Below are 14,837 nucleotides of genomic sequence, written 5' to 3'. Positions count from 1 at the left end.
CATTCTTATTCCTCATTTTCTATTTCATTTTTTACAATCAGCACATCACACGGAGCTGTACGTAAAATATACTCGCTGACACTTCCAATCATCCAACGTTCAATAGCATTCAATCCAGTCTGTCCGACGATGATCAAATCAACTTCAAAACGTTTAGGCAATTCTTCTGCTAATAAAGTTCTGGGATGTCCTTTTGCGATTTCAATAATTACTTTTGAGACTCCTTGTGTTTGCGCTTCTTGTTTGTATTTCTCTAGCTGCTCGGTCATTACTTCTGATTCTGATACAATGCCCTCTGTATATAAAGCGGGCATCCCCATGCTATAAGTTCGGGTATCAACGACATGTGCGATTACTAATTCACTATGATTTCGGACAGCTATTCTAACGGCTTTCTTAAAAGCTCTTTCTGCGGAATCACTTCCGTCTACTGCAACCATAACTCTTTTGTATCCTTGAATAACCTCTGTCATGATGATCCCTCCAATTTAGTTTTCAGTCTATAATGTTGAGATAAACGATTCTATTTCTTCTTTTGTCTTACGATCTTTATTGACAAAACGTCCAATTTCACTTCCATTTTCAAAAGCTACAAAACTCGGGATACCAAAAATAGAAAGATCCCCGCATAGATCAATAAACTTATCTCGATCTACTTCAACAAAAGTTATATCAGGATGATTTTCGACAATTTCAGGCATAACCGGTTTGATGAACGAACAATCTCCACACCAGTCAGCTGTGAAGAAAAAGATCGTCTTGCCTTTAGCTGTTAACGGTTCGAATTCTTCAATAGTCATTAATTTTTGCATAAAATCCGCTCTTTTCGTTTAATTATTTTTCATGATCGTTTCTAAAGTGCTGCGGTCTAGGGTGCGCACGATATGGGTAAGCATTTCCTTAGCAGCTGCATAATCATCGATATGGAAGACTGTTTGGTGAGTATGGATATAACGAGCACAAACTCCGATGACCGCACTAGGAACCCCATTATTCATTACCTGAGCCGCTCCGGCATCTGTACCGCCTTTAGAGACAAAATATTGGTAAGGGATGTTGTTTGTTTCAGCTGTATCTAATAAGAACTCACGCATCCCTTTAAGAGTGATCATTCCTGGATCTTGCAGACGCAGTAAGAACCCTTCTCCTAAATGTCCGAATTTAGATTTGTCACCAGTTAAGTCATCCGCTGCTGAACAATCCACTGCAAAAAACAAGTCAGGTTTCAGCATATTGACCGCGCCTTTAGCACCGCGCAAGCCGACTTCTTCTTGAACATTTGCTCCTGCGATCAAGGTATTCGGTAAAGCTTCACCAGCTAGTTCCTTTAATAATTCTACTACAACTGTTGTACCATAACGGTTGTCCCACGCTTTAGAAAGAATTTTTTTGCCGTTTGCCATTTTTACAGTTTCTACTGAAGGGACGATTGCATCTCCTGGACGTACACCGTAAGATTCTGCTTCTTCTTTCGAGTCAAAACCAGCATCGAATAAAATATCCGCTATATCTGGTGCCCCGCCTTTACCATCTGTTCCTCTTAATAAATGAGGCGGTACAGAAGACGACACACATGGATAGTCTCCTTTAGCTGTTTGGAGTGTGAATCGTTGTGCTGAAACCACGTAAGGGTTCCAACCACCTAAAGGGACAACTCTGAATAGACCTTCTTTGGTGATTTGAGAAATCATAAAACCAACTTCATCCATATGAGCAGCTACCATGATTCTTGGAGCATCTTCAGTTTTGCTTTTTCGAATCCCGAAAACCCCTCCTAAACCGTCTTGCTTGATCTCATCTACATAAGGTTCGATTTGTTTACGAAGTTCTTTACGAACACGGTGTTCAAAACCGCTTGTTCCTTGTAGTTCGGTCATTTTTTTGATTAAATCAAATGTTTGTTGTTCCATAAATTGCAGTCACATCATCTACGAATAGAATTGTGCCGCTCCCCCCTTTCAAGTCTATGATTCATCTTTCTCATCAATTATAACTGATATCCTCTTCAATTTTAAGGTAGAACTATCTAATTTCTTTTTTTCTATGAAATAAGCTATACTATATCTATAGATAAATTGAAACTGGAGGTAACTTTATGACACACAAAAAAGGTTTTTCCACGACACTAAGTGTCTGTGGTGGTGTCTTGTTCGGCGCCGGAATAGTTAGCGGGTATTTGCTAAATGGTTATGTGAAAAAAAACAAACCGTTGAACGGAGATAAAATCCTGAAACGAATCAAAAAAGCATTTTTAGAAGAAGGCCCTATTGAAGGTTCTTGGATCGAATTGACAAAAGTTCCAATGCAAAAATTTGCTTTAAAAACAAAAGTTTATTACGGAGGCATTTCTCGTATCGAAGAAAACCAGCTTGTTCAATACGAATTTCTAGCAGATGCGTATACTGGAACTGTACTGGATATTTATAGACTTTGATTTTTCAATTATCGACTCTTAAAAAATCCCCGCTTTGGAGATACTCTCCGAAGCGGGGATTTCCATGTATAAAAGTTTAATTTCCTGCAATAGTTTTATCTTTAAATTGAGCTTCCACTCGGTAGATACGGTTCCCTTTATTGGAGAACTTTTCTTCATACTCTGTCATCACATTTCCTTCGAAATCACTCTCATGTAGATGCAGCCATACTTGCTTCAAAATCATCCCATATTGAGAAAAACTAGCTAATGAATATTCAAATAGTCCTTGGTTATCTGTTTTGAAATGGATTTCTCCTTTTGGAACTAAAATCTCTTCGTAGACTGAAAGGAATGATTGATACGTCAATCGTCTTTTCTCATGTTTTTTCTTTGGCCAAGGATCTGAAAAATTCAGATAAACTTGACTGATCTCACCTTCAGCAAAATATTGTGTTAATTCTCCGCCGTTTACTTGCAGTAATTGAAGATTCGTCAATTCATTTTCAATCAGCTTGTCTAGAGCTGTGACAATAACACTCATTTGAATTTCGATTCCGATGTAATTGATCTCTGGATGCAATTTAGCCATTTCGTAAATAAAGCGACCTTTTCCAGTTCCAACTTCAATATGAATCGGGTTCTCGTTTTTAAAACGAGATTGCCACTTGCCTTTCCAATCCTCTGGAGTTTCTGGGATGTATTGAGGATAACTGGCAATTTTAGTTGGCGCCTCTGGTTTATTTCTTAAACGCATAGTATTTCTCCTGTCTCTTTTAGATTAATGGTTTTCAAGGAAAAAGGAGCTGGACATAACGTCTTGGCTCCTTAGTTCATATTGTCTATAAATGAATGGTAATAACTGTAAATAAGTTCTTGAAAACAATTTATTTTTTATGTTGCATCAATTCCTGCAACCGGATAATGTCTTGATTCATTTTATGGAATCGAGTTTTTTTATGGTGTTGCTTGATTTGAGTTAAGTAATTCATAGCCGCATACCAAGTCATTTTTTCTGTTAATTCTTCTGTTAACGTCATTCCATAATGAGATAGCCATTCTTCCCATGATGATCTGTCTATGTACTGACATAATAAAACACCTAAGTCCATAGCGGGATCACACAACATGGCAGAATCCCAATCTACTAAATATAACCGATTTTCATCAGATAATAACCAATTTTTGCGATACACATCTCCATGACAGACTCGTAACAATGAAGAATCTGTAAAAGGAATCGTGTGCATCAAGTGGTTAAATACTTCAGCTAATAATGAATGATTTTTTAAGTCTGATGGAAGATTTCTTTGATAATCTTGCATCAGGTCAGTAGGTCTGATTTCTTGACCTCCGACTCGAGTCAACATTCTTCTTAAGTTTTCAGAATTGTGAATACGGCTTAGCAATTGAGCCACAGCTAACGAAGACATTTCTTCTTTCTCCAAAGTACGACCATTCAGCCATTCTTGTGCTGTTAACACGTCACCATTTCCAATACGTTTCGTCCAAATCAATCTTGGTGTGATGCCTTCAACAGAAAGCGCAGCTAAAAAAGGTGATGAATTACGCTTCAAAAAAAGCTTCTCCTCAGCCTTGGTTCCCATATAAGCTTGTCCAGTGTCACCACCGATTGGATGCAACTTCCATCCAGAATTATATTCTAAGTCCATACCAAAATCATTCCTTGCTATAATTTAAAAAGCAACTATCTACTCTTTGGACAAAAAAAGACAGATATCAGCTCAGACATCCATCCTACTCTTCGTTATCTATTTTAGATACAAAACTACATTCAGTCAAGCAACAAATTGAAAATTACATAACTTCTCCTCATGCAACGGTTTCCACTAGACGATTTTTCGTTTTATTTGCTGATTTACTGTACAGTTGAGGATTATTTATGAAAAAAAATCCCTCACAAGAAGTTTTTTGCCTTGTGAGCCTTCTCATGAGGGTCCTATTCTCAGCGGATTACGTTAAGGAGTTTTCCATAATACTTCCACATTGTGCTTCAATTTCTTTTATATAATACTGTTGCAACGTTTCTACGATAGGTCCTCTTTTACCAATTCCTACTGCTGTACCATCGATTTCAATGATCGGCATAGCTTCAATAGTCGTACTTGAAGAAAAAGCTTCATCTGCTCTTCTTAATTGTTCTAGAGTAAACTCTTTTTCAACCACTGGAATACCTGCTGCCGCAGCGGCTCTCAATAGTACGATCTTTGTAATTCCCGGAAGAATCAAGTTTCCATCTGGATGTGTATAGATTGTTCCGTCTTTAACCATCCACATATTAGAGGAAGAACATTCTGTCACTATTCCGTCTCGATGTAAAATCGCTTCATCGAAACCTTTCTTATGAGCAGTGTGTTTAGCCATAATATTCCCTAATAAACTGATGGATTTGATATCACAGTGCAACCAGCGAGTATCCGGAACGATTCCTGCAGTTATACCTTTAGTCATCTTTTCTTCATTTCTAGGTACAACCGTTGTCGATGCGGTAAACACTGGCGGAACGATAGTCGGCTCAGGAAAAACATGATCTCTAGGAGAAGCAATCCCTCTAGTGATCTGGAAATAAACATTTCCTGTCTCTACTTTATTTGCTTTAAGTAATTGTGCCAAACGTTCTTTCAATTCTGCTTTAGTAAAAGGGGCTTCTAAGTCGATTTTACTCATTCCGGAAAAGAAACGGTCTATGTGCTCATCTAATGTAAAAAATTTACCGTTGTACGCTCGAACCACATCATAAATCCCATCCGCAAATTGGTACCCTCTATCTTCTAAATCGATTTTCACTTCAGTTCTATCGACAATTTGATCATTCCAAATGACTTTCACTTGATTTCCTTCTCCCTGAAAATTTATTTCCTTTTTATCCTATCAAACTTTATTTACGAATGCATTACTTTTTTGAAGGATCACACTAGATTTCTTTACTTATTCGATAATTTTTTTATTCGAGTCGGGAAATAAACTTGACTAAACAAAATACTGAATAAACTATTCAGTCCGAATACACTTAAGCTAGTGAAAAACGGGAGTGTCATACTAGTTGCAATAAAAAACAAACCGCTTTGAACAAATAACAATGTAAGAAGAATTTTTTGCATGGCTTTCAGTTTCTGTTTATTTTCAATAGGATATAACACCGACAACAAATGGTCATCATAATGGTAATAGAGTGGAATCAATTGAAACCCCGTCAAATAAAGGAATAACAAACTCATGATACTTGCTAATACAGGGTACGTTACTAAAGCAACTACTCCTAAACCGATGATACTTAACCGAATGACCAAACCGCTGTATTCTGTACCTCTAAGCAGAGCTTTAGAGAAAAGGTATAAGTATGTGTTCTCCTGCTTCAAAGTCATTCTGTTCATAATAATGTCCAGATAAGCTCTGCGCTTGATCGTCCCTCTCAATGCAGGGATATCTGTAAATAAATTGATGAATTGATAAATATTTTTTAAACGAGTGGATTCTTTTTGGACCAAAAACTCCCATTGGTATCTGGAAACATGAATTGATCGACTGATTCTTTTATGCCAGAGTATACTGCTGACAACAGCACTGGCTAAACCAGCGAACGGGTGGACAAATAAGGCTAATAAGCTGCTGACAGCTGAAAAAGCCGCTACGATCCACGTCGTCACAGTCCTATTTCTTTTTTCGACTTGTTTGATTTTCACTATTTGTGCATCTAATTCGATTTCTTTTATAAGAGAGAGAAAAGCGAAAAATACGATCCAATCTGAAAAAGCAAAAGAACTAGTTGCTACCAATAAGGGCATGACTGCTGCTGAAATAAAGCCGATAACGATCAACGGAAGAATCAAACTATAGCTTTTAGCCTTTTTAAAGTATCCATCCATTTCAGTCTCTTTTTGGAGCAAAAACACACTATCTGGCGGTTGGATAAGGGTAGCTAGTTTTCCGATAAAGACTACGCTCGAAAACACGATCCATGCCAATACTTTTCCATAAGTAAAATCAGTCGAAATACTTTTCAGTGTTTCGGAATAAGCATACCCAAGAGCTCCTAATAAAAACAGACAAACGATCACAAAATGATCATTCAATACATACTTTAAATACTTCATCATCTTTTTTTGATGATCTGCTACTCGTTGTTTCCATATATCGATGACACTCATATCAAATGACCTTCTTCTTTAGTCAATTCAATATAGATTTCATCTAAGTTCGCTTCCGGCATTCCAAATGTCTGCCGCAAATCTTCTAAAGATCCTGATGCTCGCACTTTCCCTTCATGAAGAATGATGAAACCGTCACAATAGCGTTCAGCAGTAGCTAAGATATGAGTAGACATCAAAATAGATGCTCCCTCCTTTTTCTTATCTTGCATCAATTCCAATAAAGCGTGGATCGCTAGCGGATCAAGACCTAAAAAAGGCTCATCAATAATGTACAAGCTTGGCTCTACTAAAAAAGCACACACAATCATCACTTTTTGTTTCATTCCTTTAGAAAAGTTTGCTGGAAACCAGTCCAATTTCTTTTCTAAACGAAATATTTTTAATAAGTATTCTGCCCGATTCAATGCTTCTTCCATTGGAAGATCATAAGCCATAGCCGTCACTTCGATATGTTCTTTCAAAGTCAATTCTTCATATAAGGCAGGTGTTTCTGGAACATATCCAAACTTTTTCCGATAATCAGAAGCACTCTCTTTAATCGTCAGCTGATCGATCTTGATATCTCCTTTGAAAGGATCCATCAACCCGATAATGTGTTTTAAAGTTGTACTTTTACCAGCGCCGTTCAATCCGATCAATCCGATCAATTGACCATTTCCGATTTCAAATGATACATCTTTTAAAACCGGAAACTGGTTATATCCTCCAGTTACATTTGTTACTTCTAAACTCATGCAGGTGCCTCCTATACTTTATTATTTTGTTTATTGTACCATAAGACACCCCTCTTATTTCACATTAAATCGCTTTTATGATACATTTGACTTATACTAAATTGACATTTCATATGTTATGAATACTGATGTTGGAAAGAAGGATTTAGATGGAAGATTGTATTTTTTGCAAAATCATCAAGAATGAAATACCTAGCAGAAAAGTATACGAAGATGATGAAGTGGTTGCTTTCTTAGACCTCACTCAAGTGACTAAAGGACATACTTTAGTCGTACCAAAAAAACACGTAGCAGATATTTATGGATATGACGATGAATTAGCTGCAAGAATTTTTTCTCGTATCCCTAAAATCGCTAAAGGTCTTAGAGATTCTGATCCAGCGATCAAAGGTCTGAATATCGTGAATAATAATGGCGAGTTAGCGTATCAATCTGTGTTTCACAGTCATGTCCATTTAATACCTCGATACAGCGAAAAAGATACTTTTCATATTGATTTTGGAGACAATTCGCAAAAATATTCTCCAGAGGAACTAGATAGTATTGCAAATTCAATTCAAAGCAGAATGGAGGAACAAAAATGAAATTAGGTTTAAAAAGCGGTATATTGTTCGGAGCAATCATAGGTGGAGTTTATGGACTAATGAAAACACCTCGTAAAGGTACAGAAAACCGAGAAGCAGTAAAAAATTACTTAGATGACACTACTGTTCTCGTACAAGATGTCACGGATAAAGTAAAAGATCTAAAAGGTGCCATCTCACAATTAACGAATGAGGGGAAATCTCTGGCAACAGAATTTACCAAAGATATGAACGAGACAGTACAGGAATTTTCTAACGAGGCGGAACCAAGAATACGCAGAATCCAAGAACAAGCCAACAAATTGAATGAAGATGTTCAAGAGGTCTCTGAACAATTTTCTTCTTCAACAGATCAACAAAACTCTGCAAGTTAAAAAATGAATTGAAAGGATGAGATCGATTTTATGATCTCATCCTTTTTTTTGCATAAAAAGTGACTGGTCCTTCTATGCCATCAATACAAGAATCTTTTATCGTTAATACTTCTTCAAATAAGATGAGTAATCATTGTATCTTGAATTGTTACAAGTTATCCTTTAGAAAAAAGGCTTTTCAGTGAAAGAGTGTGAGTTTTTTATGATTTTTCATTGATTTTAAAAGAAAACTTGCGGGTTGAGATTTTTTTATCAAATCTATTGTGTTATATTAGTAAGCGAGGTTGTTAGTTTGATTAACGACGAAAATAATGAAACGGATGTGTTTAAATGAAAAAAATGTTATTAACAGCAACAGCTATTTTAACAGGTATTGCATTAGCTGGTTGTGCTGATGATACAGTAGCTTCCTCTACAGCAGGAAAAATTTCAAAAGATGAGCTATATGAGGAAATGAAAGAAACCCAAGGAGCAGCTACGCTTCAACAAATGATCATAAATGACGTATTAACAGAGTCTTACGGAGAAACAGTTGATGATAAAGCTGTAGATGCTGCTTTTGAAGAAGAAGCTGAAGCTTACGGCGGCGCTGAATCGTTTGAATATGTATTGAGTTCTTCTGGTTACACAGCAGATTCTTACAAAGACTTGATTCGCTATAGCTTATTAGTTGAAGAGGCTGTTAAAGACAATACTAAAATTGAAGACGAAGAATTAGAAGCGGCATACGAATCTTACGTTCCACCAGTTACTGCTTCCCATATTTTAGTTGCTGAAGAAGATGCAGCTAAATCGTTGATCGAAGAATTAAATGATGGCGCTGATTTTGCTACTTTAGCTAAAGAAAATTCAATTGATCCAGGTTCAGCTGAAAACGGCGGTCAAATGACTTTTACTACTGGACAAATGGTTGCTGAATTCGAAGAAGCAGCTTTCGCTTTAGAAGAAGGCGAAATCACTCAAGAACCTGTCCAAACAGAAAATGGTTTCCATGTAATTAAAATGGATAAAAAACCTGAAAAAGGAACATTAGAAGAAGAAACTGATGTACTAAAAGAAAACATCATCAATGAGAAATTAGCTGATGATGAATATGTATTCTCTATTCTTTCTACTATTCTTCAAGATGCAAATATTCAAATTACTGATGAAGACTTGAAAGGAACAATGGATACTTTCTTATTGCCTGAAGAAGCTCAAGGCGAATCTGGTGAATCTGGTGAGTCAACAGATTCAACTGAAGCACCTGCAGAAGAATCCAGCGAACCTGCTGAGTCTAGCGAAGAGTAAAATAGTTCATTATAATAAAACAAAAGGTGAGGCCCTTAACTGAGGTCTCACCTTTTTTCGTTTATTCGCTTATTGTTGGTTCTGTTTGAGAAGGGTTATAAAATGAACGGTTGTCTAAACCAAAGATACGCTCTGTAAAGCTTCCCGGTTCGGTGCGGCTCAATGCATTATCCAGCATGTTGATTGTAGCATCTAAATGATCCAAATGGTAAAGGATCTCAGCTTCTCTCAATTTTGGCTGGACTGGTGACCCGAATTCCAATTTTCCATGATGCGCTAAAACCATATGTTTCAGTAACAACACGTCTTCTATACGTTCGTCAATTTTCAACGTTGCACAAGCCTTAGAGATTTCTTCATCAACCAGCACAATGTGTCCGATCAAGTTTCCTTCAAGGGTATATTCTGTAGAAACAGGTCCTGTCAACTCCAACACTTTTCCTAAATCGTGGATAATGACTCCGGCATATAATAGAGATTTATTGATATTCTCGTATTGATTGGCTACTGTTTTTGCCAATCTCAGCATAGACAATGTATGAAAAGCCAGTCCGCCATGGAATGCATGATGGAATCTTTTAGCCGCTGGAGCTTCGAAATACTCTTTTTGGTACTTCGTCAGCAAGTGGCGAACGATCCGATTCCAGTGCGCATTAGTAATCTCGAATAATGTTTGGTTCAATTCCTCTATCATATCTTCTTTCTTGATAGGAGCTTTTTCAATAAACTGCTCTGCTTTATCGGGCTCTCCGACTGAAGCTAAACGCAACTTGAAAATTCTTATCTGTGGATTCCCTTGATAGAGTTCTCTTTTCCCTGACACTTTAACAATAGCACCAGCAACATATTTCTCAATGTCTTCCGCAGAAGCATCCCAAAACTTACCATCCATTTGACCACTTTTGTCCTGGAACGTGAACGCTATAAATCTTTTCCCATTTTTAGCTACTCGTACTTCAGCTGATTTGATCAATAAAAATATCTCGAATGTATCATCAACGTTGTATTCATATAAATTCTTTTCTGACATCATGTCCCTCCTCTAAATACTATTACACTCTTATCTCATTCGCTTTGTTTAAGTTCAATGTCAAATAATGCTTTCAACACTTTCATTATAGCATTTCTATCGTTTCTTGTGGATAACTTTGATCTATGGACTCATCGAAGGTAAAATAAAGGACTTGAGTTGTTTGACTCATTTGATCCATCAATTCAAACATTTCATTTTTTCTTTGAGAATCAAAATTGACAAAACCATCATCAATCAGTAAAGGAAGCTTCACTAAATCACTCGTATTTTTCACAAAAGCAAAACGCAAGGCTACGTATAGTTGCTCCGCAGTTCCTTTGGACAACTCTGCTGCATCGAATAATGCTCCATCTTGGCGCTGTACAAGAAGTTGTTCTTCTTCTACATAAACTTTTTGGTAATTTCCTCTTGTTAATAAGGTAAAAAATGTTGAAGTATCTATTATAGTTTGAGGGAAACGATCTTTTTTAGCCAAATTCAATGTCCTCTCGATCATTGTAGACGCTATTTTATAACTTGCCCACTCATCTACGATAACTTGCAACTCATTTTCTAAATTGCTCATCTCTTGTAAAAGAACTGAATACTCTCCGCCTTCTTCAAGGCGCTGCATAGACAATTCGCAGTTGATTTTTTCATTCAGCATCTCTTCCTCTGTCTGCTTCATTTTCCCTATATCAGCAGACTTTTCCTGAATACTTTCTTTTAATTCTGTTTGATCTTTAAATTGATTATATAAATTCAAATCGTCGATCAATTGCGTTTCCAGCACACTCAACCGTTCTTTTTTATCTGTCAGATTTTGGAACAAAATATATTTTTTTCGGAATTCATCTTCATCTTTAACATGAATTGAACGAAACAGTTCCATTCGTTGTGTTTCCAATTCCTTTTGTTGCTTGTCCCAGTGCTGTAGTCGATTATGGACTTCTTTTTCAGATTGAAGCAACTGATTGCGCTGGATTCTTTCATTAGCTACTTCTTCTTTATAATTCACCAACCCATTTATAATGCTGGGCAAGGAATTCCAGTCGAGGAAAACGACGGACTCCAAAATACTCGCTTTTTCACTCCAATAACCAATAGAATGTTCCAGTTCCGCTATTCTTTTTTCTTTTGTCCGAACGTCCTCATTCAATCCACGAACAAACTGGAACGGGTCTGAATCCGTTTCTTCGTCTGGGATAGAAAATGATGCTGGAAAACCGTATTGGTATCTCAATCCATTTTCTTCTTTTTGCAAATCGTTCCATTCACTGTCTAATCGAACAACCAGTTCTCTGATTTGATTGAGGTCAAAAGTTACTTGGTCGTTTTCAACTAATTTTTCCCGCCACTGTTTTTTAAGTTCTTTTTGCTGAATAAAAGCTTCATAAGAAATATCCGAAAACACTTCTTCTGATGCAGGCTGATTGTCAGACAGTTCAACAGACGCATCTGACTTCCCTTTCAAACCCCATATAGCAGATAATATCCCGATACCAATCAAACCATATCCCAAGACATCATTGATCACGAGACCACTTACTACAGCTATGGCTCCTAGAATCAAGAAGAGGAGACTTTTCCTTTTACTTCCAAGTGTCTGTTTGGTTGTCGTTCTGCTAGTAGTATATGCTGTTTCTTTACTATTTCTTTTTTTATACTCTTTTTCGGCATCTTGGAATTTTTCTTGGCTCCATAATTGCTGCTCAATAATATCCAATTGCTGGAACAAGCTTTGATTTTGGTAATTCAAATATTGTTCTTTCTCTTTGGTCTCTTCTAATTCCTGTTCAACATTTTTCGTCAACTGTTTCAATTCATAGAATCGTTGTTTGACATCATTAGGCAATGGTTCCGGAATCAAACTATCCGGAGACAAGCCTAAATCAAATTTCTTTTGAATAAGTTGTTGTTCCAGTTGGTGAACTTCTACTTGCAGCTGTTCTTGCTCAGCAGCTTGTTGTTGGATGTCATTTAATTCCGACAACAACTCTTCGACAGTTCTTTCATTGTTAAAGTAAAACTCCAACTTCCTGGACGGTTCTTGTTTCTTTTGGATCGTCAACAATTCCTCATGGATCTCGGTGATTTTCCTCTTGATTTCTCCAATGCGCTCTTGAAGGTTGTTGAGCTGATACAGCCCCTCTTCAGGAAGCTCTCTCAATTTTTCCTTAGTCATTTGTTGTTGGATCGACTGCATTTCTGCATACTGACTCCAGTTTGCATTTAACCTTTGATAGTCTTGGATTTTTTCTTCCAGCTCATTCCGTTTGTCTTTACTGTGTTGGATTTTTTCTTCTAACTCGGTCTTGAACTGGTAAAATTCCATATATTGCTGATTTTTTTCTTTGGCTGCTTGCACTTGTTTTCTTTTAGCTTCTACTTGCCTTATCTTTTGATTGATTTCTGGTTTGCGTCCGGTTGGTTTATACAACTCATTCGCTTTCTTTTCAAATTTATCGGCTACGCGCAGCAACTGTTCATTACCCAGTGTACCAATACTTAAGAAATAGCGATTTAATTTTTTTTGATTCATCTTTTGCATGTCCTGCAATCCGTCAAGATCAAAAGAAAACAACGTTTGATAAGTTTTTTTATCTATTCCATATAAAATAGTTTCTAACAATTCATCCGAGCCTGCTACCCCGCTGCTCAACGTAACGGTCACATCTCCATTGGCTTTCCCTTTTACTCGTTCTATCACTGCATCTCCATATGGTGTATCTGTTACGGTCAGACGTCCCCCGTAGCGTGTGCTCTCCTTTGGCTCATAGCGTAATTCAGAGCTTTGTTTCGTCGGAAATCCAAACAAAACACTATGGATAAAAGACATCAATGTCGTTTTTCCAGCTTCATTTTTTCCATAGTAGATTTTCAAAGAACCGATATCTGTAAAATGTTTGTCCACCCATTTTCCGTAACCGTAGATTTCTATGTCTTTAATCTTCATTTATATCACTTCCTTCAGGATCCCCCAATTGCTGACGAATCTCTTGTTCAGCCATTTGCACGATCTTCTTTCGGTACATTTCATTTCTTGGTTGTAAGACATCATCAACTCTTTGAGTCTGAAAGAAACTTTGCGTTACTTCATCAAACAATTCGTTTTCTTGCAGCTCTTTGATCGTTTGATTCCATTCTTCTGGGAACAATTGAATCAAAGAAGGAAGATTCGCTTCTTTTTTCACTTGAACAGATAGCTGATTTACAAAAACAAAAGGAATCTTATGAGATATCTCTTGCAGCCCTTCTAGCAAATCCCCTTGATGAAGCTTACGTATAACACCATCCATCAATCCTTCTGTATGAGTTAGTTCTATAGTCAACAGTGTACTGTGCGTAGTTTCTTGGTACTGAGAAACCACTTCATTAAGTACGTGATAGACTTCTTGCAGTGTCTGTTTATTTTTTAAAGAAACTTCAATAGTTTCCCATTCAATAGGTGCTAAAGAATGAAACTGTATATCCTCAGTGTGTTTTTCCAGTGTAACCATATAACAACCTTTAGAACCACTTTCTGTTCTGTTTCTTCCTTGAGTGTTTCCTGAATAAACGATTAAAGGGCGCTCAGACAAGACCTGTCTTTTATGAATGTGCCCCAATGCCCAATAGTCATATTGTTTACTCTTTAATTCAATCAAATTAAACGGCGCATAGCGGTCATGTTCAGATGAATTTCCTTCTTGATAACCATGCAACAGGCCGATATGGTAATCTACATCGGAGCGTCGTGCTGGATAATCAGCGATTCTTTTTTCTGTTATCCATCGTTTGTTGTAACTGAATCCAGTCAATGCAATCCGTTCTTGCTGTGTCGTTTCGTGATACAGTGTTTCTACTGTGTCTTTAAAAATCATCACATTACTCGGCATGTCCAAGTGCAATCCCTGCTGCTCCATATAATCATGATTTCCGTGTATCAAATATACAGATATGTTAGCTTCTTTTAAACGTGTCATTTCTTTTTTTAAATAAGCTTGAGCTTTCACACTACGATCTTCACCATCATAGATATCTCCAGCTAAACAAATAAAATCCACTTGTTCTTTGATAGCCAGATCCACTAACCGCGTCAACGCTTGAAAAGTAGATTGATAGACAGCTTCCCATACGAAAGCAGGCAAGCTTTTAATTCCTTTAAAAGGACTGTCTAAATGCAAATCGGCTGCATGAATAAATCGCACCATTTACTTTACCTCTTTCTTTTTTTATATACATCTATTATACAGAAAAGAGGCGTACGTATGTTCTT

General features: G+C 37.0%; 15 protein-coding genes. 4 read left to right on the top strand and 11 right to left on the bottom strand.

Annotated elements, in window-relative coordinates:
• Positions 1–5: 5 nt before the first annotated feature.
• The 3 genes from ACE025_RS02575 to pepA are packed head-to-tail and all read right to left on the bottom strand — an operon-like array spanning position 6 to position 1,910.
• Complete coding sequence (locus tag ACE025_RS02575; RefSeq protein WP_485937161.1) at positions 6–473, bottom strand: universal stress protein; 468 nt, start codon at positions 471–473, stop codon at positions 6–8.
• Positions 474–500: 27 nt separating this feature from the next.
• Positions 501–812, bottom strand: a complete 312-nt coding sequence (locus ACE025_RS02570; RefSeq protein WP_284028915.1) for a thioredoxin family protein — start codon at positions 810–812, stop codon at positions 501–503.
• Between the two features lie 18 nt (positions 813–830).
• Positions 831–1,910 carry a glutamyl aminopeptidase gene (pepA, locus tag ACE025_RS02565; RefSeq protein ID WP_485937159.1) on the bottom strand — a complete coding sequence of 360 codons (1,080 nt, stop codon included), beginning with the start codon at positions 1,908–1,910 and terminating at the stop codon, positions 831–833.
• A gap of 185 nt (positions 1,911–2,095) precedes the next feature.
• Between pepA and ACE025_RS02560 the strand changes: the two genes are divergently transcribed.
• Positions 2,096–2,434 (top strand): PepSY domain-containing protein, encoded by a 339-nt coding sequence (locus tag ACE025_RS02560; RefSeq protein WP_485937157.1) that lies wholly within the window; start codon positions 2,096–2,098, stop codon positions 2,432–2,434.
• Positions 2,435–2,510: 76 nt separating this feature from the next.
• Here the strand turns inward: ACE025_RS02560 and trmB are convergent, their stop codons facing one another.
• The 5 genes from trmB to ACE025_RS02535 all read right to left on the bottom strand — a co-directional run bounded on the left by trmB (position 2,511) and on the right by ACE025_RS02535 (position 7,319).
• Positions 2,511–3,170, bottom strand: coding sequence for a tRNA (guanosine(46)-N7)-methyltransferase TrmB (trmB, locus tag ACE025_RS02555; RefSeq protein ID WP_485937155.1), 660 nt, complete (start codon positions 3,168–3,170; stop codon positions 2,511–2,513).
• 130 nt (positions 3,171–3,300) lie between these two features.
• Entirely contained in the window at positions 3,301–4,086 is a 786-nt protein-coding gene (locus ACE025_RS02550; protein WP_485937153.1) for a phosphotransferase family protein, read from the bottom strand.
• A gap of 301 nt (positions 4,087–4,387) precedes the next feature.
• On the bottom strand, positions 4,388–5,263 hold the full coding sequence (gene dat, locus ACE025_RS02545) for a D-amino-acid transaminase (protein ID WP_485937151.1): 876 nt from the start codon (positions 5,261–5,263) through the stop codon (positions 4,388–4,390).
• Between the two features lie 95 nt (positions 5,264–5,358).
• Positions 5,359–6,582 carry an ABC transporter permease gene (locus ACE025_RS02540; protein WP_485937150.1) on the bottom strand — a complete coding sequence of 408 codons (1,224 nt, stop codon included), beginning with the start codon at positions 6,580–6,582 and terminating at the stop codon, positions 5,359–5,361.
• Positions 6,579–7,319 (bottom strand): ABC transporter ATP-binding protein, encoded by a 741-nt coding sequence (locus ACE025_RS02535; protein ID WP_485937148.1) that lies wholly within the window; start codon positions 7,317–7,319, stop codon positions 6,579–6,581. The genes ACE025_RS02540 and ACE025_RS02535 overlap by 4 nt, the downstream gene beginning before the upstream one ends.
• Before the next feature lie 149 nt (positions 7,320–7,468).
• Between ACE025_RS02535 and ACE025_RS02530 the strand changes: the two genes are divergently transcribed.
• The 3 genes from ACE025_RS02530 to ACE025_RS02520 all read left to right on the top strand — a co-directional run bounded on the left by ACE025_RS02530 (position 7,469) and on the right by ACE025_RS02520 (position 9,567).
• On the top strand, positions 7,469–7,903 hold the full coding sequence (locus tag ACE025_RS02530; protein WP_485937146.1) for an HIT family protein: 435 nt from the start codon (positions 7,469–7,471) through the stop codon (positions 7,901–7,903).
• Entirely contained in the window at positions 7,900–8,277 is a 378-nt protein-coding gene (locus ACE025_RS02525; protein ID WP_485937144.1) for a YtxH domain-containing protein, read from the top strand. Before ACE025_RS02530 ends, ACE025_RS02525 begins: the two co-directional genes overlap by 4 nt.
• A 330-nt stretch (positions 8,278–8,607) precedes the next feature.
• Positions 8,608–9,567, top strand: coding sequence for a peptidylprolyl isomerase (locus ACE025_RS02520; protein WP_485937142.1), 960 nt, complete (start codon positions 8,608–8,610; stop codon positions 9,565–9,567).
• Between the two features lie 61 nt (positions 9,568–9,628).
• Here the strand turns inward: ACE025_RS02520 and ACE025_RS02515 are convergent, their stop codons facing one another.
• From ACE025_RS02515 to ACE025_RS02505, 3 genes are all read right to left on the bottom strand, one after another.
• Complete coding sequence (locus tag ACE025_RS02515; RefSeq protein WP_485937140.1) at positions 9,629–10,597, bottom strand: 3'-5' exoribonuclease YhaM family protein; 969 nt, start codon at positions 10,595–10,597, stop codon at positions 9,629–9,631.
• Between the two features lie 85 nt (positions 10,598–10,682).
• Positions 10,683–13,535 carry an ATP-binding protein gene (locus ACE025_RS02510; protein ID WP_485937138.1) on the bottom strand — a complete coding sequence of 951 codons (2,853 nt, stop codon included), beginning with the start codon at positions 13,533–13,535 and terminating at the stop codon, positions 10,683–10,685.
• A complete protein-coding gene (locus tag ACE025_RS02505; protein WP_485937136.1) occupies positions 13,525–14,772 on the bottom strand; it encodes a metallophosphoesterase family protein in 1,248 nt (415 codons plus the stop codon). The genes ACE025_RS02510 and ACE025_RS02505 overlap by 11 nt, the downstream gene beginning before the upstream one ends.
• Positions 14,773–14,837: the final 65 nt, after the last annotated feature.

Source organism: Desemzia sp. AGC72 (genome assembly GCF_057334175.1).
Note: the sequence above shows the minus strand (reverse complement) of the source record. Positions and strands in the feature narration are given on the sequence as shown.

Coding starts and splice junctions, on each gene's coding strand:
- pepA (WP_485937159.1), bottom strand. CDS start 1,910: ATGGAACAACAAACATTTGATTTAATCAAAAAAATGACCGAACTACAA.
- ACE025_RS02530 (WP_485937146.1), top strand. CDS start 7,469: ATGGAAGATTGTATTTTTTGCAAAATCATCAAGAATGAAATACCTAGC.
- ACE025_RS02570 (WP_284028915.1), bottom strand. CDS start 812: ATGCAAAAATTAATGACTATTGAAGAATTCGAACCGTTAACAGCTAAA.
- ACE025_RS02515 (WP_485937140.1), bottom strand. CDS start 10,597: ATGTCAGAAAAGAATTTATATGAATACAACGTTGATGATACATTCGAG.
- ACE025_RS02575 (WP_485937161.1), bottom strand. CDS start 473: ATGACAGAGGTTATTCAAGGATACAAAAGAGTTATGGTTGCAGTAGAC.
- ACE025_RS02540 (WP_485937150.1), bottom strand. CDS start 6,582: ATGAGTGTCATCGATATATGGAAACAACGAGTAGCAGATCATCAAAAA.
- ACE025_RS02550 (WP_485937153.1), bottom strand. CDS start 4,086: ATGGACTTAGAATATAATTCTGGATGGAAGTTGCATCCAATCGGTGGT.
- ACE025_RS02560 (WP_485937157.1), top strand. CDS start 2,096: ATGACACACAAAAAAGGTTTTTCCACGACACTAAGTGTCTGTGGTGGT.
- ACE025_RS02525 (WP_485937144.1), top strand. CDS start 7,900: ATGAAATTAGGTTTAAAAAGCGGTATATTGTTCGGAGCAATCATAGGT.
- trmB (WP_485937155.1), bottom strand. CDS start 3,170: ATGCGTTTAAGAAATAAACCAGAGGCGCCAACTAAAATTGCCAGTTAT.
- ACE025_RS02505 (WP_485937136.1), bottom strand. CDS start 14,772: ATGGTGCGATTTATTCATGCAGCCGATTTGCATTTAGACAGTCCTTTT.
- ACE025_RS02510 (WP_485937138.1), bottom strand. CDS start 13,535: ATGAAGATTAAAGACATAGAAATCTACGGTTACGGAAAATGGGTGGAC.
- ACE025_RS02520 (WP_485937142.1), top strand. CDS start 8,608: ATGAAAAAAATGTTATTAACAGCAACAGCTATTTTAACAGGTATTGCA.
- ACE025_RS02535 (WP_485937148.1), bottom strand. CDS start 7,319: ATGAGTTTAGAAGTAACAAATGTAACTGGAGGATATAACCAGTTTCCG.